The sequence below is a fragment of the Flavipsychrobacter sp. genome, assembly GCA_041392855.1.
Classification (GTDB): Bacteria; Bacteroidota; Bacteroidia; order Chitinophagales; family Chitinophagaceae; genus UBA5543.
On the sequence record JAWKLD010000001.1, the window covers coordinates 1,707,141 to 1,724,854 of the forward strand.

Annotated in this window: 19 protein-coding genes; 8 read left to right on the top strand and 11 right to left on the bottom strand. The window is 40.1% G+C overall.

All coding sequences use genetic code 11. The features are described from left to right. Positions 1 to 4: 4 nt before the first annotated feature. Genes R2800_07895 through R2800_07905 form a run of 3 tightly spaced genes read right to left on the bottom strand, consistent with a single transcriptional unit; the run spans position 5 to position 3,665 of the window. Positions 5 to 1,267, bottom strand: a complete 1,263-nt coding sequence (locus R2800_07895; protein ID MEZ5016960.1) for an FtsX-like permease family protein — start codon at positions 1,265 to 1,267, stop codon at positions 5 to 7. Then, positions 1,267 to 2,367: an efflux RND transporter periplasmic adaptor subunit gene (locus R2800_07900; protein ID MEZ5016961.1), complete on the bottom strand. Its 1,101-nt coding sequence runs from the start codon at positions 2,365 to 2,367 to the stop codon at positions 1,267 to 1,269. The genes R2800_07895 and R2800_07900 overlap by 1 nt, the downstream gene beginning before the upstream one ends. Positions 2,368 to 2,372: 5 nt before the next feature. After that, on the bottom strand, positions 2,373 to 3,665 hold the full coding sequence (locus R2800_07905; GenBank protein ID MEZ5016962.1) for a TolC family protein: 1,293 nt from the start codon (positions 3,663 to 3,665) through the stop codon (positions 2,373 to 2,375). Positions 3,666 to 3,827: 162 nt separating this feature from the next. On the opposite strand from R2800_07905, the gene R2800_07910 reads away from it, so the two are divergent. The 7 genes from R2800_07910 to R2800_07940 all read left to right on the top strand — a co-directional run bounded on the left by R2800_07910 (position 3,828) and on the right by R2800_07940 (position 9,965). After that, a complete protein-coding gene (locus R2800_07910) occupies positions 3,828 to 4,349 on the top strand; it encodes a helix-turn-helix domain-containing protein (protein ID MEZ5016963.1) in 522 nt (173 codons plus the stop codon). A 189-nt stretch (positions 4,350 to 4,538) separates the two neighbouring features. Beyond that, positions 4,539 to 5,318 carry an SDR family oxidoreductase gene (locus R2800_07915; protein MEZ5016964.1) on the top strand — a complete coding sequence of 260 codons (780 nt, stop codon included), beginning with the start codon at positions 4,539 to 4,541 and terminating at the stop codon, positions 5,316 to 5,318. A 42-nt stretch (positions 5,319 to 5,360) separates the two neighbouring features. Further along, positions 5,361 to 6,182 carry an SDR family oxidoreductase gene (locus R2800_07920; GenBank protein ID MEZ5016965.1) on the top strand — a complete coding sequence of 274 codons (822 nt, stop codon included), beginning with the start codon at positions 5,361 to 5,363 and terminating at the stop codon, positions 6,180 to 6,182. Between the two features lie 69 nt (positions 6,183 to 6,251). Next, a complete protein-coding gene (locus tag R2800_07925) occupies positions 6,252 to 7,382 on the top strand; it encodes an MBL fold metallo-hydrolase (protein MEZ5016966.1) in 1,131 nt (376 codons plus the stop codon). 38 nt (positions 7,383 to 7,420) lie between these two features. After that, on the top strand, positions 7,421 to 8,458 hold the full coding sequence (locus R2800_07930; GenBank protein ID MEZ5016967.1) for a bestrophin family ion channel: 1,038 nt from the start codon (positions 7,421 to 7,423) through the stop codon (positions 8,456 to 8,458). A 35-nt stretch (positions 8,459 to 8,493) separates the two neighbouring features. Continuing rightward, on the top strand, positions 8,494 to 8,934 hold the full coding sequence (locus R2800_07935) for a hypothetical protein (GenBank protein MEZ5016968.1): 441 nt from the start codon (positions 8,494 to 8,496) through the stop codon (positions 8,932 to 8,934). 35 nt (positions 8,935 to 8,969) lie between these two features. After that, positions 8,970 to 9,965 carry a hypothetical protein gene (locus R2800_07940; protein ID MEZ5016969.1) on the top strand — a complete coding sequence of 332 codons (996 nt, stop codon included), beginning with the start codon at positions 8,970 to 8,972 and terminating at the stop codon, positions 9,963 to 9,965. Positions 9,966 to 10,135: 170 nt separating this feature from the next. On the opposite strand, the gene R2800_07945 is transcribed toward R2800_07940, so the two are convergent. From R2800_07945 to R2800_07955, 3 genes are read right to left on the bottom strand one after another with little or no spacing between them, the layout of a single operon-like run. Beyond that, positions 10,136 to 10,819: a hypothetical protein gene (locus R2800_07945; GenBank protein ID MEZ5016970.1), complete on the bottom strand. Its 684-nt coding sequence runs from the start codon at positions 10,817 to 10,819 to the stop codon at positions 10,136 to 10,138. 51 nt (positions 10,820 to 10,870) lie between these two features. Further along, on the bottom strand, positions 10,871 to 11,749 hold the full coding sequence (locus R2800_07950) for a phosphatidylserine decarboxylase (GenBank protein ID MEZ5016971.1): 879 nt from the start codon (positions 11,747 to 11,749) through the stop codon (positions 10,871 to 10,873). A gap of 48 nt (positions 11,750 to 11,797) precedes the next feature. After that, positions 11,798 to 12,739, bottom strand: a complete 942-nt coding sequence (locus tag R2800_07955; GenBank protein ID MEZ5016972.1) for an AraC family transcriptional regulator ligand-binding domain-containing protein — start codon at positions 12,737 to 12,739, stop codon at positions 11,798 to 11,800. Positions 12,740 to 12,817: 78 nt separating this feature from the next. On the opposite strand from R2800_07955, the gene R2800_07960 reads away from it, so the two are divergent. Then, the gene (locus R2800_07960) at positions 12,818 to 13,654 is read left to right on the top strand and encodes an SRPBCC family protein (GenBank protein MEZ5016973.1); all 837 of its coding nucleotides are present in this window, start codon (positions 12,818 to 12,820) and stop codon (positions 13,652 to 13,654) included. A 31-nt stretch (positions 13,655 to 13,685) separates the two neighbouring features. Here R2800_07960 and R2800_07965 read toward each other — a convergent pair whose 3' ends face one another. The 5 genes from R2800_07965 to R2800_07985 are packed head-to-tail and all read right to left on the bottom strand — an operon-like array spanning position 13,686 to position 17,711. Next, entirely contained in the window at positions 13,686 to 14,096 is a 411-nt protein-coding gene (locus R2800_07965; protein ID MEZ5016974.1) for an N-acetylmuramoyl-L-alanine amidase, read from the bottom strand. Positions 14,097 to 14,098: 2 nt separating this feature from the next. After that, on the bottom strand, positions 14,099 to 14,611 hold the full coding sequence (locus R2800_07970; GenBank protein MEZ5016975.1) for a hypothetical protein: 513 nt from the start codon (positions 14,609 to 14,611) through the stop codon (positions 14,099 to 14,101). Between the two features lie 5 nt (positions 14,612 to 14,616). Beyond that, positions 14,617 to 14,823, bottom strand: coding sequence for a hypothetical protein (locus R2800_07975; protein MEZ5016976.1), 207 nt, complete (start codon positions 14,821 to 14,823; stop codon positions 14,617 to 14,619). Beyond that, the gene (locus tag R2800_07980) at positions 14,795 to 15,064 is read right to left on the bottom strand and encodes a hypothetical protein (GenBank protein ID MEZ5016977.1); all 270 of its coding nucleotides are present in this window, start codon (positions 15,062 to 15,064) and stop codon (positions 14,795 to 14,797) included. The genes R2800_07975 and R2800_07980 overlap by 29 nt, the downstream gene beginning before the upstream one ends. Positions 15,065 to 15,074: 10 nt before the next feature. Next, positions 15,075 to 17,711, bottom strand: coding sequence for a hypothetical protein (locus tag R2800_07985; GenBank protein MEZ5016978.1), 2,637 nt, complete (start codon positions 17,709 to 17,711; stop codon positions 15,075 to 15,077). Positions 17,712 to 17,714: the final 3 nt, after the last annotated feature.

Below are 17,714 nucleotides of genomic sequence, written 5' to 3' on the forward strand. Positions count from 1 at the left end.
TATTTTACCCTCTTATAATTTTTACAGGATCTACCTTAGCTGCCTTGCGCGACGGGAACCAACCCGCAAACAATGTGGTTAAGAAACCAAAGAACAAACCAATGAAGTAATGCGATGGATTGAAATTGACAGGGAAGGTATCTATCCTAAAGAACTCACCCGCCGGGAATGGTGTACGCGATAACAAAAAGCTAAAAAAGAAACCAATGAACAAGCCTAAGAAACCACCTGCTATACCTATCATTACCGACTGTAGCATGAAGATACCTGTAACATCAGAGCCCTGAAAACCTGTAGCCTTTAGTATAGCAATGTCTTTCATCTTGTTGATGATGTTCATGTTCATGATATTATAAATACCAAAACCTGCTACCACCAGTAGTGTGAAGCACACTACAAAGGTCATCACATTTCTTATCTGTGTACCTGCCAGTATACTTTGGTTGGCCGTCTCCCAATCGTCAAACTTCAAGTCACCTAGTTGATTCTTTAGCTTTACTGCCAACGGTTTGGCTTGGTTCACATCTATCATTTTCACATTCAGGTCGGTGACATAAGAAGGGTCTTTCAACAACATCTTTTGTACCGTAGCCAGTGTGGCATAGCTCTGTGTTTCGTCGAGCGAAGCAATACCATAAGAGAAGATGCCTACAATTTTCAAGGTAATGTTTCCACCCTCGGGTGTAGTTACACTCACACGATCGCCTACATGCACGCCCATTTTTTTAGCCAGCCCTTTACCCATTACTATTACATCCGAGCCTTTGAGCAGATCGTCCAGCTCACCGATATCCATTTTCTTATCTAGGTCAAACAGTTCTGCTTGTCGCTTTACATCTACTCCAAAAACATTGCCCGGTACTTTTACAGGACCGTTATTATAAAACACCTGTGTAGATAGCTGTGGTGCTACGCCTCTTACTCCCGGCATGCGCTCTATACGCTGCATGAGTGTAAGCCCATTCTTTATCTTGCTTAGTTCGTTCTTAGGCTTCTGATGGGTCACTACATGCCAGTCGCCTTCCTTTATCGCTTTTTTGAAAGAGATGATCTTTTCGTCTTTTATCTCCAGTGGTTTGTAGATATGAATATGCGGTGTGTTATCCATAGCTAGGTCTTCGGTAAAATCGTTCACCCCTGTCATAAAACTGATCATGATGATGAACATGGAGATACCAAAGGTAACGCCAAGCATAGCCACAATGCTCTGCTTCTTTTTGGTGAACAGGTGTGTCACCGCAATATTAAAGGCGAGTTTCCAATTCATTATTGCATAATTATGTTTGCTGTTTTATCCAATCCGCTCTTCACTTCTATCCATTCGTCATCAGCTATGCCAGTTGTTACATGCACCATCTTTTGCTCGTCTCCTTCTTGTACCAAAACACTATCCCCTTTCTGCAATGCACTACGTGGTATCACCATCACCTCTTTATCTTTTGCCAGTACTATATTGGCTTCCAAGTTCAAGCCATAGATACCTACAGGCAAAGCTTCGTCAAAAGCAGCATCTACACGAAAGGACTGTTCTATCTTATTGAGCAATGGGTACACTTTCTTAATATGCGCTTTAAACACTTTATCATCATAAGCATCCATAGTGATGAGTACTTCCTGCCCTACATATACTTTATCCAGGTCATCTTCATCTACCAGCAACTTGGCGATCATATCACCCGCACCTATTAGCGCTACAGGTTGGTTGGGTGCTATCAAGTCGCCTTGCTTCTTATATATATCATACACTATACCATCTACAAAACTTTTTAGCTTACCTACATTTTGCTGTGCTCTGTTAATGCTTAGCTGGTTTTGTGCCTGTTGTAGTTGCAGGTTACCTGCCAAATGTTGTTGCTCCAATTTGCGTAGCAGGTTTTTATATTCCTTCTCCGAGCTCTCATATTGCAGCTGGTATTTCTCATAGGTGCTTTTAGAGATAGCTTGCTCTTCATACAAGTTTTTATAACGATTGTACTGTCTTTTATCTTGCTCTAGTTTCACCTGTGCCAAGTCAGCTTTAGCCCTCAGCTCTTCTATCAGGGGTGCATTATTACCTACTGTAAGCAAAGTTTTATTCACTACTGCAGCCGCACCACGCTCTTGCGCTTCGCGCACTTCGTTGGTAATGAGAAATAGCTGTTGCCCTTGTGTTACCGTATCACCTTCTGCTACATAAGCCTCATTCAAGTAGCCATCTACACTAGATACCACTTTATACTCCTGCTCTGGCAATAATGTGCCCGATGCATAAGCGGCAGCCGTTAGCTTTTTCATTTGTGGCTGCACTGTCTCCTGCTTACTGCCACAGCTTGATGCCAACATTGCTCCACCTAGTAGTATAACACCTGCTAATCGTATGCGTTTCATGTACCTTAAAAGTTTTGTGTGCTTAATAAGTGATATAATATGCCATCAGCAAGGTTTTGTACATACTCCATCCTTGCCTTATTGTATTCTATAAATATGTTGTTGAATTCATCAAACTCCATCACATCTTCTTTCACGTTCAGCTTAGCTATACGTAGATTTTCCGCTGCTGTTTCCAGTTTATTTTTCAGTACGTTCTGCTTGGCGTAAGCGGCTTGGTATTGTGCCATCCAGTCTTCCTGCTGTTGGGTAAGTGTAGCCTTTACCCTGTCTTTTTCCAAGCGGGCGGACTCCCATTGTAGCTTACTTATTTTTTTAGACGAGCGGTGGAAGTTGCCTTGAAATAAAGGCATGTTTAATCTTAGCCCTACATTGGCCACATCAAATTCTATATTGGTAAAGTTGGGTTCAAAATTGGTTTGCATATTATATGCGTACCTCGATGCCAGACTCAACTTAGGCAATACCGCCATTTGCTTTTGCTTGAACGCCAGCTCCGCTGCACGCACTTTCCAACTTACTTCTTGCCAAGCAGGGCGGTTGGTAATATCTCCTCCTTCATATAATACAGGCCATTCAAAATCGTTTAGCTCTTCTTTGAGTACTATAGTATCTGTACCTAAAGTTGCATTGAGGGCATTGAGGGCTTGTGCCATACGGCTGGTGTAGCTAATGCGTGTGCTTTTTACATCGAGTAGTAGGTTTTTAGTACGATTATAATCGGCAGGGTCTACCACCCCTTGTTCATTACGCTCGCTCATGATGCGTAATAGCTCTACTGCTGTTTCTTCATTCTCTTTGTTCAGCTCCAGTACTTCACCCGTTACCAATGTTTGGTAGTAGGATTGTATGAGTTGCAAGTGCAAATTTTCCAATGCCGTCTCGCTACTGTATTTCTTCTCTTGGTATGCTGCTTTTGCACGTGATAGATTAGCCCAGTTGCTCAGGTCAATAATTGGCACGGTCAACTCTGCACCTGCAGTAAAAGTATAGGGCAAACCAAACTGTGCTTTAAGGTATGTACCTGGTGCACCGCCCAACGCCTCAGCAGGGATAAGCTGCGTGGCAATGATGGGATAGTAATCGCCCGTAGCAAAAGCATTTACTTTAGGGTAAACCGTAGATACCGACACTCGTTTTTCCTCCTTAGCCAGTTGGGGCATCAATTGTATTTGCCTTGCTTGCGGACTGTTCTTATCTGCATACTGCAATAACTCGTCCAGCCCATTAACGATGACCTGTGCCGAGGAGCTTGCAGCGCAAAAGAGTAAAACAATAAATAGGTTCAAAAATCGCATGGTGCAATATTTTATACTACAAAGAGATAAAATATCTATATCTACTACAAATGAGAATCAAGGAAACGACAATATTTTACACCGAGACAGATTTTATTTTTCTAAAATATTTGGTGTTTTGAAAAAAGCCACTACCTTTGTAAGTAATTACTCACATACAAAATGACAGAGAAACAAGAAAATATTCTATTGACCGCCTTAGAGCTTTTTGCTACACAGGGATACCATGCCGTATCTACCAGCAAGATAGCAAAGCAGGCAGGTGTGTCAGAAGCATTGATCTTTCGTCATTTTGAGAATAAAGAGGGGTTGCTGGATGCTATTAAATGCGTAGCCGAAGAGAAGATGAAAACTATAATGGCTGATATAGTGATGAGCAGCGACCCTAAAGAGGTACTAAGAAAGGCTATCATCATGCCTTTTGGCATAGATAAAAAGGAGTACAAGATGTGGCGACTCACCTATGCATTGAAATGGCAAATGGGCAATTATAACCCTAAAAAAATGGAGCCGTTAAAAATGGCTTTAACCAATGCTTTCGAAAAACTGGGCTATGAAGACCCTAAATCGGAAACAGAACTTATTACTATGTTTTTAGATGGTGCAGCAACAGCCATACTACTACACGAACCTGATAATAAAAAAGACATCATGACTTCTTTGTTGAACAAATACGACTTGTAACTTTTTATTTGCCCAACAATGTAAGTAAGTAATCACTTAACAAAACTATAACAATGAGCAGACTAGCCAAAGTGAAGAAGCAAATACAAAAAGTATTGGAACAGCTGAGACCACAACCTAAAAAACAGTTGATACCTATACCCATATCTAATAAACAATAAAACGCAACAGCATAAAAAAACTATAAATATGAGCAAGACAGCATTGATAACAGGAGCATCATCGGGTATAGGCGAAGAACTAGCGCGCATACATGCCGATGCGGGAGACAACTTGGTAATAGTAGCCCGTAGTGAAAACAAGCTATATGCATTGAAAAAAGAACTGGAAGCTACCTATGACATCAAGGTGATGTATCTGGTAAAAGACCTAACACAACCTACTGCCCCTAAGGAGGTGTATGATGAAGTAAAGCAAGCAGGCATAGAGATAGACTACCTCATCAACAATGCGGGCTTTGGTGGCTTGGGCAAGTTTCATGAGCGGGATTGGGAGAAAGACCTTGCCATGATCAACCTGAACATTGTTGCGCTAACAGCGCTCACCCGTTTCTTCCTGCCTGACATGGTGCAGCGCAATAGTGGTAAAATTCTTAACGTATCCTCAACAGCATCTTTAGTAGCTGGCCCTTTACAAGCGGTGTACTATGCTACCAAGGCTTACGTCACTTCTTTTAGCAATGCCATAGCAGAAGAGTTACATGATACGAACATCACCGTAACGGCACTACTACCCGGTGCTACGGAAACACAATTTGGCAGTGTATCGGGCATGGACAAAACAGAGATGTTCCAAAAAACAGTAAGCGCCCGCTCTGTAGCACAAGATGGCTACAACGGTATGATGGAAGGCAAACTGGATGTAATATCTGGGTTAAGCTTTGCCAATAGAATATTGATGAGCATAGCACCTATGATGCCTAAAAAAATAGCATTGAAACAAATACGCCAAATGCAAGAAGTAAAATAAAAACAACGATCAAATCATAATAACAACAACAAAAAAGCGATCATGCAAAAGACAATATTAATAACAGGGGCAAGCAGTGGTATAGGTAAAGCAACAGCACAATTATTTCAAGAAAAAGGTTGGAATGTAATTGCTACCATGCGCACACCCGAAAAAGAAGAAGACCTAACAAAGCTAGACAATGTACTGGTAACCAAACTGGATGTACAAGACAATGCTTCTATCAACAATGCTATACAAGCAGGTATTGAAAAATTTGGGAAAATAGATGTACTGCTCAACAATGCAGGCTATGGTTTGGCAGGCACTTTTGAGTCGATGAGCAAGGAAGTGATCACTCGCCAGTTTGAAGTAAATGTATTTGGGTTGTTTGACGTAACCAAAGCGATACTACCTCATTTTAGAGCTAACAAAGCAGGAACCATCATAAACATTTCATCGGTAGGTGGCAGAATGACCTTCCCGCTATTCTCTTTATACCATGGCACTAAGTTTGCCGTTGAAGGTTTTAGCGAATCATTGCATTACGAATTAAAGCCTCTAGGTATAAAAGTAAAGATCGTAGAGCCAGGGTTTGTGAAAACTGAGTTTGCAGGGCGCTCTTTAGATTTCCAGCATGATCAGAACTTAGAAGAATACAATGCATTTGTAGGGCATGTTATGAATGTCTTTGGAGAGCGCTCTGCAACAGATGCAGGAAGCACCCCTGATATGACGGCGGGCAATATTTACCATGCAGCTACTGATGGTACAGACACATTGCGCTATCGTGCAGGTGCGGATGCAGAGCAACTTTTAGAAGCACGCAGCACTATGACTGATGAAGCATTTATCGGAATGATGAACGAAAGGTTTTCTTTATAGTAGTGTTGTTTATTACTCCTCCTCGGCATTGATGTCGAGGAGGCATTAATCTCTAGTAAAACAGAAGTTTTGATCAAGAAACTAATAAAGATGATAGTCATAACTATATTAAGTATTGTAGGTTCGCTGGGTTTGATTACCATAGTGTTTGTCAATACCAGTCCGCAGTTTGGTGGCAAGCCTACCAAAGCACAACAAGAACTCTATGCACAAACGGGGCACTATGAAGAGGGGAAGTTTGTGAACCAAATACCATCGGAGATGGAGGTAGGTTTAAAAGATATGCCCTCACTTATCTATAAGCAATTCAAGAGCGACCCCGACCGACAACCACGCATAAAATTTCCTGTGCAGCATATCGACTCTATGGAGATAGAACAAAAGCCCGACTCTATTACAAGGCTTACTTGGTTTGGGCACTCAGCATTCTTACTGGAGATAGCAGGTAAGAAAATATTGCTCGACCCTATGTTTGGCGATGTACCTGCACCGCATCCGTGGCTGGGCAAATCGCGCTACTCCAATGGCTTACCTATAGAGATAGAAAAGCTACCGAAGATAGATGCCATCATCATGTCGCACGACCACTACGACCATTTGGATTATGGCAGTATCATGAAGCTAAAAGAAAAGACAGAACAGTTTTATATGCCACTAGGAGTAGGTGCACATTTCAGAAAATGGGGCGTAGATGATAGCCGCATACACGAGCTGGACTGGTGGGAAGATATTACGCTGGATAGCTTGACGTTTACCTGTACTCCTGCGCGTCATTTTTCGGGCAGAGGATTTACCAGAGCCAATACATTATGGAGCTCTTGGGTAATACAGTCGCCAGAGAAGAATATCTACTTCAGTGGGGATAGTGGTTATGGTCCACACTTTAAAAAGATAGGTGAAAAGTTTGGCAGCTTTGACTATGCTATGATGGAGTGCGGACAGTACAACGAGAAATGGCAAGCGATACATATGATGCCTGAAGAAACCATACAGGCAGCTATAGACATCAATGCACAAATAACACAGCCCATACATTGGGGTGCCTTCACCCTATCGCTACACAGCTGGACAGACCCAATAGAACGCGCTACGAAAGAAGCTAATAGACTGGATGTAAAACTGTGCACCCCTGCCATAGGTGAGCCCGTATTAATTGGACAAAGCTACCCTGCCGAGCAATGGTGGACGAATTTTAAATAACAATATTGTATTTTAAATAGCAGAAACTACAGCTAGCTATGTTCATCAATAAACATTTTACGGTAAAAGAGGTGATGCAATTTTCGGGCAGACACCTTATATGGTTGACCACGTGGGCGGTATTCATAACAGCCTTGTTTGAGTTTACCCATTGGGAATGGATGAGCATACCATGGTTGCCGCTGGCAGCTATTGGTACGGCTGTGGCTTTTTACTTAGGCTTTAAAAACAACAGCGCCTACGACCGCCTATGGGAAGCCCGAAAAATATGGGGTGCTATTGTAAACAGTAGTCGTATGTGGGGCGCTACTACACGTAGCTTCGTCAGTAACCAGTTTACAGACAAAACACATAGCGAAGCAGAGCTACAAGAGATACACCGCAAGCTGCTCTACCGACACATAGGCTGGCTATATGCACTGCGCGGGCAACTGCTTGTACCTACACCCTGGGAGCACATCAGCCAGAGCAAACACTACCGAAAAGTAGCAGAGCAATATAAAGAGATGTGGGGCGTGGGCATGAATGACGAAGATGTAACCAAAGAACAAATAGCTCTACACCTACCTGCCGACGAACTGGAAAGATTGAAAAGTTATAAAAACACCGCTACACAGATCATCGACCAGCAGTCGCAAGACCTAAAAGAACTAAGAAGCCAAAACCTGATAGACGACTTCCGCCATATGGAGTTGCAAAAGATACTCAACGACTTTTACATTCATCAAGGCAAGGCAGAGCGCATTAAGAAGTTCCCATTGCCAAGACAGTATGGTAGTGCCAGTTTTATATTCGTGAGTCTGTTCATTTTCTTATTGCCCTTTGGCATCGTTTCCGAGTTTCATAAGCTGGGTGAGTTTGCCGTGTGGTTGTCTGTACCATTTATTGTAATAGTAGGCTGGGTATTTGTGATGATGGAGCTGATAGGCGACTATTCTGAAAACCCCTTTGAAGGGCTGGGCAATGATATACCCATGCTCTCCCTCTGCCGCACTATAGAGATAGACCTCAAAGAAATGCTGGGCGAAGACAATATTCCTCCAGCTATAGAATCGAGAGGGTCGGTGTTGATATAGTATAGATATTAGAATTATATAGTATTTTGTTGGGAATGGAAGAGCGTTTAGTACTCACTAATGGTTACCGATGGATACGATGGCTGTTTGTACCCATAGGGTTTGGTGTGCTCTTGGAGCTGGTCAATACCGATGGGTATACCCTACTCAAGTCTGGCATACTACTCGGATGCATTCTGTTTTACTTTATTTTTTGGAGTGTCCGCAAAATACGTTTCGACAATACTAACCTATACGTGATAAAAGGTAATAGAGAAAAACTAGTGCCCTTGAAAAACATCAAAAAACTGGCCAAAAGCAGAGCCAAAGTAAATGGGGAACGTTTTTGGATCATCACCTTCGAAGAGGATCATCAAGAAAAAAAGCTACGTTACTTTTCTTCGTTCATCAACGGCAATAACAAAACCTTTAAAGCTGCTATACAAAAAGCCAATCCGGATGTAGTAATATGGGAGCATCCGTTTTTTAATCATTAGCATTGTTTTACTATTTTTATAGGAAACACCCAACCATGGCAGATAATTGTACTATTAACGTAAGTAATTATAGTATTGCAAATGTTAACAATGGCACATATCGACTTAATATCTCCAAATTAGACATCGCAAGAGGTATTCTTTTAAACGGCAAGACACATTGGTCACAATTAATAAAAACTCCTCGCGTTACCTTTTGGGGCTTTTTAGCTAACTGGAGTAACTTAATAATATATATTAACGACTATCCAGAGCTTTCACTTTCAAATAATTTCACCTTATTAGACCCACAGAATAAAACACCATTATCATACAATATAGGGATGGGGATAGCTAAAATTGTTTCAGAAAGAATATTGAAAGTCGCATACTTACAACATGTTGGAGATTTAGTAAAGAAAGGTATAATACAAATAACATCAGGGTCAAATGAACAAGGAGATTTAGTAGGGTTAGATAAGAATTATGAGTGGCATGTTGTTGAAGCAAAAGGAAGAAGTAACCCAATTACAAACAAAGACAGAACACAGGCAAAAAGACAAGCACAAAAAATATCATCTATAAACGGCGCTACTCCTAAATCAAACGGTTATTGCATTACATATTTAGACATTCAACGTAATCGTATTGAATTATGCGACCCTCCTCCTCCGGAAGTTTCTACAGCCATAACTATACAAGAAAAAGCTTACATAAAAGAATATTATGACAAGTTATTCAAACCCACATATAATCAAGATTCTTACGAAAGATTAATTATAATAAGCTTGCAGTTAGAGTTTGTTTTATTTAGAATAAGTTTTGATAAAAAAAACCTATTCTTCGGTGTAGAAAAACATATCTACAATGATTTGAGGAATGGAGGGAATAACATTCAAGAAATATATAATAGTAGACAAGAGTTTTTTGAAAGATTAAACTTAACATCTTTAAATGATATAAGTATTGGATTAGACGGTACTATTCTATTAAGAAACGAACAAAACAAATTTCTAAGGGACAATAAAAACATACGATTTATACAACCTTAAAATCACTCACACTATATTTTAAACATAGTCCCCTCCTAGCTATCATACCCTATTCTTACTAAAGCCTCCTATCCGTATGCTAAATATTTATCATAAAAATTGGGTAATGATAGGCATGTTACTACACAAAGTAGCTTCTCATCATTACCCAATTTCTACTTACTATACTCCTACCTATCACTAGGCTTTACTTCTTCCCCTCTGCCATAGCCATTTCTTGGGCCAAAGCCTGTATTGTTGGCTGCTTTATCTACCTCCTCATCTACTTTTTGCCAAAAGTCTTTGCCATATTTTCTGAAGAGTATTTTTTCCGCTTCTCGGTTGTAGCATAGTAGTGTGTCGTCAACTACGCAGCCCATCATGACATAGTTCAGGTTGTACTTTTCTTTTAGCAGCTCCCTTTTTATATCGTGAGGAAAATCACCTGCTGGCAAGCCAAACATGTAATACTTCAATTCTTTATTATAGTTGTCCTTCCTCGCCATATTCAGCGCACGCACACATGCTCTGTCTTTTTCATCCACAGCAGCTATCTCTGCAGTCTGGGGTTCTCTAGCAGCTGTTGCTATAGGGTTGGCTGCCGCTACTGGTACATCGTGCATGTCCACTGCATAAGAAACCGGCTTTTGTCCTAAGCCCAGTTTTGCTGCATCTAGGTCTTCAGCTTGTCGCTGTGTTTTATCTTTGATATAGATGCTGGACACTACAATTGTAGCACTCGTGCTATTGGCAGGAGGTGCTTTGTGAGCTTCAGTAATAGTAGTTGCATTTATATCTTGTGGTGCTGCATGTTGCGCACCTACGGTAAAACTATTTAGTACTATCGCTATTGTAAGAATTGTTATATATCTCATAGTAGTTCGTTTACTATGAGGATGCAGGCATGGCTATTATTCCATAAATATTTATTGAGCGATGGTCTCTCCCATCTTTATTGTGGTCTCCAAACCTGCTTGGGTATTGGTTATCAGGTCTTTGGAGAATTTTATTTTTCCCTGTTCAAACAACAATACCGTAGTAGAACCCCCAAAAGCAAAAAAGCCTCTATCGCCACCTTTGGGCTGGTGTGCCTCCTCCGTATAGGTTTGTATGATACTACCCGTAAGCGTTGCCCCTACATCACAAATAAGGATATCACCATAGTCCTTCGTTTCTTGTATGCAGTACTCTCTCTTGTTTTGACAGAAGATCTCTAAGCTCTTTCTTAATGCCAGTGGAGACACCGAATAGTAATCTCCTTTTATACGCACCATCTTCCCTGCTTTCCCTTCGGCAGGAAAATGAAATCGGTGATAGTCAACAGGTGCTAAACGTACAATACACATCGCACCTCCTTCATATTTTTTAGCCAGTTTCTCGTCTGCCAAAAAAGAAGTAAGGTTGAACAGACTACCTTTTATAAAAAACTCTTTCGATGCCGCTATGGTATCAAAGACCAATATCTTACCATCAGCAGGAGATACTACCCCTTCTCCTATTGGCCGTTTACTAGCATCAATTTTACGATAGAAAAAATCGTTGAAACAACTAAAGCCTTCTTCGGGCACTATATAGTCGCTCATATCCATACTATGCTTAGCTATGAACGGGGCTATCTTTTTGGCTGATGCCTTGCTGTTCATATAAGCGCCGCCCATTATAGAGAACAACTTACGCTTCACCAATGTGTTTAAAGAAAGCTTACCAACTGTAGAGCCATAAAGGAATTTCAAAAAGCCGCCACCCGGCACTAGCTCTTCTTTATGTTCGCCTGTAGCTCTGTCTATGTATACTATCTTATCCATTGGTTGCTATTGTGCTGCAAAACTAATCAGTTCTCTTCAATATTTCTTTTAGCTATTCCAAGATTTGGCGGCATGCAGGTAAGCACTCGATTCAGAATAGCCCAATATATGTGCTATGTCTTGTGTTTTCATTTTATCACCCGCATGCAAGTAGGCAGCCAGTTGCATCTTTATCTTGTTGGTAATGTCTCTGTATGATGCACCTTCATTGTTCAACTTGCGTTGGAAAGTTCTATCACTCATTGCAAATTGCCTACAGACCTCCTGTAGTGTTGGTAGCTCAGGTGTGCACATATGCAATATCATATCTCTGGTAGCAGCAGCAAAACTCTTATCATTCTTAGCACCCAACATCAACAAAAACTGAGGGAGTAATATCTCTATCTTCCGTATATTTCTTTTGTTGATACCATCAGCTATGGCTGCAGCATTTATCTCAAATCCATATCCTGCACCGTTGATCACATTAGCACCTATTTGCTCTTCATACTCGGCCTTGTTGCCTTGAGGTATTACAGGGCGTACTACTTCTTTGTCCATCATTGAGCATAGTTCTCTGTACATGAACATAAATGTGGATTCTAAGACATGAGTGTTCAATACCTTGTCTTTGATGCTGCACAACAACCACATCTTCACTTTACCTTCTGCCTCTTGGTGCTTTATGGTCACTAGTGGGAAATTATTTTTCAAGTACCCCTCAAGCAGCTGAAAAGCTTGTGTAAGGCTAGTAGCTGCCAAAGACACCTTGTAGGCAATACCCAAAGCACTCAAGTTGAGATAACGACCATAGGACAGACCTAGTTTATCATCATTCAGCTTATCATTCAGTGCGTTCAATATTCTTTCATACTCTTCTACACTTATACTTTCCTTATCATCGCAAAGATCTATTGGCTTATCCAAAAGAGCTTCTAGTGCTGTTCTATCCACCGCTCTACACTCGGCATAATTCATCAGAAGATTGACCAATGGTGCTGCAATTCTCATATCAAAAACTTTGGCGCAAAATATCAATATTATCGTTACGAACCATAATAGGTTTGCATTAATCTAATAAGAATAATCATGAGACTATTAAACAGAGCCTTAGGAGCCAATGCTATTTCTGCCTTTTTATCTGGAGCAGCACTTATCATATATCAATTTAAAATAGCCGCAATATTTGGTGTGGAAAAAACTACCATTTTCTGGTTAACAGGTGTTGGACTGGTCTATTTTTCAGCAACTATACTCTCTGAGATAAAAAGGAAAAGATCAGGCTATATCTTATGGATCATTGCTCAGGATGCCATATGGGTACTTGCCAGTGCTATTATAGTTATAACAAAACCTTTTAGCATAACCAACGAAGGTTACTTCCTTATAAAACTGTTTGCTTTAATTGTACTGTTCTTTACTGTTTTCCAGTCGGTAGGTTTGGCGCAAATGGATAATGTGGCCAATCAAAAATTTAAGCGCCTATCTTTTAGCAGAGTAGTAAAAGCGGATAAGGCTCGCGTATGGAGTATAATATCCAATGTGAAAGACTATCATAAAGTAGCACCAGGTATTGATAATGTGACCATACTCTCTGGAGAAGCTCAAGGTATGCAACGCCAATGTAGCCATGGCAAAAAAAGATGGACGGAAACCTGCACCCTTTGGGAAGAAGGCCAACAGTACTCTTTTGAAGTAGACACTAAAGCTCCCGATTACCCTTATCCGCTTAGCTATTTAAAAGGCATATGGATAGCTAAAGAATTATCGGACACAGAAACTGAGATCATCATGCATTTTGACTTTATCTATAAATACAAAATATACAATGTTATCATACACCCTATCATGAGATGCCGATTTAAGAACAGCTGTGAACAACTGCTAGACAATTGGGAACAACAAGTAGAAGAAGGGGGCCGTTAAGCCCCCTTACACACTCACCATATAAACACTATCAAACAATTCTCAACCAATCGTTGACACTAAAACTCGGGCAGGCTTTCCTTACATCGGGGAAATTATTATGTCCTAATATGATCGCATCAGGATATCTGGCTCTTAAGTTCAAGAGCAGTTTCAACATAGCTATTTCTTGTTCCTTACTCTTTGTATCCATCGGTCTCCCATCCTCATCCACTCCACCAATATAAGAGAGGTGTATGCTATTTTTGTTATACCCTCTTACTCCATTAGCAATCTTATCTTCAGAGTGCAATTGCTTTATCTCTCCTTTGTAGGTAATTATATAATGATATCCCGGATTACGCCAACCTAATATATTTTGCCAATATCCTTTTATGCTTTCTATTTTTGTATCCGTAGGCGTTGCTGTACAATGCACTACTAGGTATTTTATTGTTCTCATGGTTATGGTAGTTTGATATGCCATATTCTCAGCACCCATCTTACGATAGTATACAACCCGAGAATAATGGTTACACGTAATAAGATGTAATTCTCTCGCTCTTCCCTTACCAACCTTACTGTAGCATTTTCTAATTGTTTTTGTAACGTATGGATAGCAGCCCTGTCTACCATTTGCCTTTCTTTGTATAACACTAATGTATCTACCCTGTAAACTGAAGGAGGACATGGTATTTTTACTGGCTCTACTATCTTCCCTATTCTTGCCTTTAAAATGCTATCGCAGTCTACTTCTACAAAAACCACCTCTTGTTCCATGTCACCTTTCAAGTAAGTAATACTATCTTTTGTAAAGACCAGAGGAGGATATAAGTCTGAGCACAATTGAGATAACACGCTTGGGTAATACGTTTGTACTTTTAGTAATTGTCTAGTTGCCGTTCTTTGCGAATAACAGCCTAGCAACATCATGGAAATGCATAACACTAATGCTGCGTAAGTGATAAGGTTTTTCATAGTGTTCATTTTAAATTGTCTTCCAACCGCAGGAGACGAGCATTGATAATTTGTATTTCCAGTTTCTGTATGGCGATATCCGTTTTAAAGCCATAATAAACACTAAGTACGGTAGACACACTTACTGCTGTACATATCACTAATGCCCAAATAAGTCTCAGATTAATTCCCTTTAACTGCTTGTCAATTATTGAGATCTCTTGTTGTGTCATGATACTGTTCTTCTTGACCTAAAAAGATGACACCTAATGCCAGAATGACCTGTGCCGTATTCAATCCATACTCAAACCAGCCCATAAGTAACTGTTTTGTAGCTACACTAATACCAGGCAATTCATCTATCAGATAATGCTTTGCAGCAATTAACAATGCCACAATAGAGGTAGTATTGATCACCCACTTGGGGGCACTATTCTTCACTTGGCTCAAGCCAAATCTTAATCTTTTGTTCATGGTGTTTTTTTTAGAAAGTTGTTAAAGCACTACGCTTCCACCCTGTGCTTGTTTTGATGTATATATAGTCGTCATCCCAAGAAACATCTCCAGCTTCCCCATTTGTATCGGAAGAAGAGGTTGGCGTGTAAGCAGTTCTTAATCTAAGTTGGTTGTACCCTGTTGTACCATCCAGGTCTAATAATGCAGTAGGAGTATTGTTATTAGACATCCTGCCTGTTTCCCCTTTTACGTACCACCTATCTGCAAGTGTTTGTAACGTTGAACCTGTAGCAATAGCAGAACCTGTAGCAAGAATCAAATCGGAAGGGATCGCAGCACCAGTACTCTTCCCTGCTGCCAATCGTAGCAAACCGCCTTCTTTATCAGTCCCTTTTCCTCCTGAAGCATTGATAGTTACCGGAGCTCCTACACCTGTAGACAGTGAGCTTTCCGGACCAGAACCAAAATAAACATCCCTATATCCACCCACATGAGTATTCGCATTACCATCCGCAAAAATCAATTGGTTGTCACCAGTAGTAGATTGGTTATTACCCATTATAGAAGAAAACTTATGTGATATGCTATTAGAGCTACCAATAATGAACTGTCCTCTGCTTGTTGATGTTGGAGGAACGTTTATGGTATTATTGCTACCATAAATATATTGATAAGTATCACCGGAAGTAATTGTATTGTAGTCACCAAAAGCATAACTACCAAGCTGTGCAGTCGATAGATTATTACCCTGCCCTATCATATATTGCCAGATTTTTGTAGTGTTACCTGTGTTATTATTTCCGATGGTAATATGCCTACCATTATCGTTAGTATTTAACACATTCGTTCTCCCAATATTTATAGACACAGGTTGGTACACAGTATTACCTTCTGTTATACTTATCGTTTTATTACCCTGATTAAAAACCAAACTACCTTCTACCATTAATGTAGATGATACTCTAGTTGCACCATTTACATCTAGCAAGTATCCATCATGTGTAGTTCTACCCAACAAGAATGAATTACTTTGAGAGAATCTACCTACCTCGAATGCTCCTCTTTTAAATATGAGATCATGATAAGTCCCAGCATTGATCGTTGTGGAATATCCAGTATTACTAATACTAGACCAATAAGCACTATTAAAACCACTGGCATTTGCTGAAGGTCGCAAGGTCAGCTTTGTTTCATACGAACTTGGGTTATTTACTTCAAAGGCATAGTAATCTGCAGCTTCACTAGTTTTATCTCCTACTTTCAACCCCGTAGATGCCGATATATCTTCAACTACGATTTGGTCTTTAGCTATAAAGCTATCGGTATAGGTAATACCTTCTACTTCTAAATCATACCCGTTATCAGCTTCTATGCCGCCAATAGCAACGTTCCCTGTCAACCCAAACACCTGCAAAGCATTTGCTGAAGAGTAACCGTGTAACTTTATTCCCTGATTTGTAGTATTCCCAGTAAATTCTATTGGTTGAAAAGGAAAGGCTGTATGTTGGTAAGACCATACCCCTTCGGGCATATATACCTGCCAACCATCACCTAAAATACCTCCTTTAAAGTCTACTTTCCTATATAAACCTTCCACAGAAATACTACCTGCCGAAGGTGGCGTTCCCCTAATCTCCAATGTAGTTTCCCCAGCACTACCTGTTTTAACATCAAGACTATTTGTCGCTAAGTATGCTCCGTAATTATATAATCCTAGATCAAGTTTGGTAATAGAATGGTAAGTACCTTTTATGCTGATTGCATCTGTGTATTCATAGGCTGGATTATCGATATCTAAATACATCATATTATTAGCATGTATATTCCCATTAATGTCCAATTTATAACCCTGATCATTATTAGTCCCTAACAATACACCACCTAGTCCGGTTACCGTCAAATATGGTTCTTCATTAGCACCAAGTACTTTAAGCGGGGTAAATACAGAAGAATTATATACATTTTTTACACGAACAATATCTTGACCTACAGGAACATCCTCATTATCACTAGCACTAAAAGAGACTCCGTAACCATTTGTTTTTATCCTATGATTACCTATTGCTAATGTGTGGGTGTAGGCGTTATCATTATTAGTAGTTGTCTTTAAAAAAGTACTTTGTCCTCCTCTATGAAGATGTAATACAGCATCATCATAACTCCCGTCAATATTTAGTGCGTAATTATCAGTAGTGGTATCTCCACCAATGCTCATATTACCATTAGCAAACACTCTCACTACTCTATTCCCGTTTGTCACAACATCAACAGGTTGATTGTCATTCGAGCCAACTTCTAAGGGTTCCCCAAAAGTATTTCCACCTTGCAACAAGAAGTTATTCTTAAGAAACGTAGTATCCTTATAGGTCATATACCTTACACGTTCACTTCCATCAAAATGATAGAGTACGCTATCTTGTAAATCATATACAAACATGGCACGCTTCTCCGTTTTAATACTATCCAATAACACACGTGGAAAAATGATTCCTTTCTCTGTTGTATCTGCGCCTACCTCTAGCCATGCAGAAGTATCCGCAAAACTGCGATCGCCTTTACCAATAGCTAAAGAGCCACTTATATAATATTGTTTCATGAGTTTCCCCGTTTGTGCGTGAGCTGACAACACACACAACAGAGATAATAGGGTGAATAGTGTTTTCATTTT

What these genes read in the sequence shown, in the direction of transcription:
- R2800_07895 (MEZ5016960.1), bottom strand. Translation starts at nt 1,267, where the DNA reads ATGAATTGGAAACTCGCCTTTAATATTGCGGTGACACACCTGTTCACC.
- R2800_07900 (MEZ5016961.1), bottom strand. Translation starts at nt 2,367, where the DNA reads ATGAAACGCATACGATTAGCAGGTGTTATACTACTAGGTGGAGCAATG.
- R2800_07905 (MEZ5016962.1), bottom strand. Translation starts at nt 3,665, where the DNA reads ATGCGATTTTTGAACCTATTTATTGTTTTACTCTTTTGCGCTGCAAGC.
- R2800_07910 (MEZ5016963.1), top strand. Translation starts at nt 3,828, where the DNA reads ATGACAGAGAAACAAGAAAATATTCTATTGACCGCCTTAGAGCTTTTT.
- R2800_07915 (MEZ5016964.1), top strand. Translation starts at nt 4,539, where the DNA reads ATGAGCAAGACAGCATTGATAACAGGAGCATCATCGGGTATAGGCGAA.
- R2800_07920 (MEZ5016965.1), top strand. Translation starts at nt 5,361, where the DNA reads ATGCAAAAGACAATATTAATAACAGGGGCAAGCAGTGGTATAGGTAAA.
- R2800_07930 (MEZ5016967.1), top strand. Translation starts at nt 7,421, where the DNA reads ATGTTCATCAATAAACATTTTACGGTAAAAGAGGTGATGCAATTTTCG.
- R2800_07935 (MEZ5016968.1), top strand. Translation starts at nt 8,494, where the DNA reads ATGGAAGAGCGTTTAGTACTCACTAATGGTTACCGATGGATACGATGG.
- R2800_07940 (MEZ5016969.1), top strand. Translation starts at nt 8,970, where the DNA reads ATGGCAGATAATTGTACTATTAACGTAAGTAATTATAGTATTGCAAAT.
- R2800_07945 (MEZ5016970.1), bottom strand. Translation starts at nt 10,819, where the DNA reads ATGAGATATATAACAATTCTTACAATAGCGATAGTACTAAATAGTTTT.
- R2800_07950 (MEZ5016971.1), bottom strand. Translation starts at nt 11,749, where the DNA reads ATGGATAAGATAGTATACATAGACAGAGCTACAGGCGAACATAAAGAA.
- R2800_07955 (MEZ5016972.1), bottom strand. Translation starts at nt 12,739, where the DNA reads ATGAGAATTGCAGCACCATTGGTCAATCTTCTGATGAATTATGCCGAG.
- R2800_07960 (MEZ5016973.1), top strand. Translation starts at nt 12,818, where the DNA reads ATGAGACTATTAAACAGAGCCTTAGGAGCCAATGCTATTTCTGCCTTT.
- R2800_07965 (MEZ5016974.1), bottom strand. Translation starts at nt 14,096, where the DNA reads ATGAGAACAATAAAATACCTAGTAGTGCATTGTACAGCAACGCCTACG.
- R2800_07970 (MEZ5016975.1), bottom strand. Translation starts at nt 14,611, where the DNA reads ATGAAAAACCTTATCACTTACGCAGCATTAGTGTTATGCATTTCCATG.
- R2800_07975 (MEZ5016976.1), bottom strand. Translation starts at nt 14,823, where the DNA reads ATGACACAACAAGAGATCTCAATAATTGACAAGCAGTTAAAGGGAATT.
- R2800_07980 (MEZ5016977.1), bottom strand. Translation starts at nt 15,064, where the DNA reads ATGAACAAAAGATTAAGATTTGGCTTGAGCCAAGTGAAGAATAGTGCC.
- R2800_07985 (MEZ5016978.1), bottom strand. Translation starts at nt 17,711, where the DNA reads ATGAAAACACTATTCACCCTATTATCTCTGTTGTGTGTGTTGTCAGCT.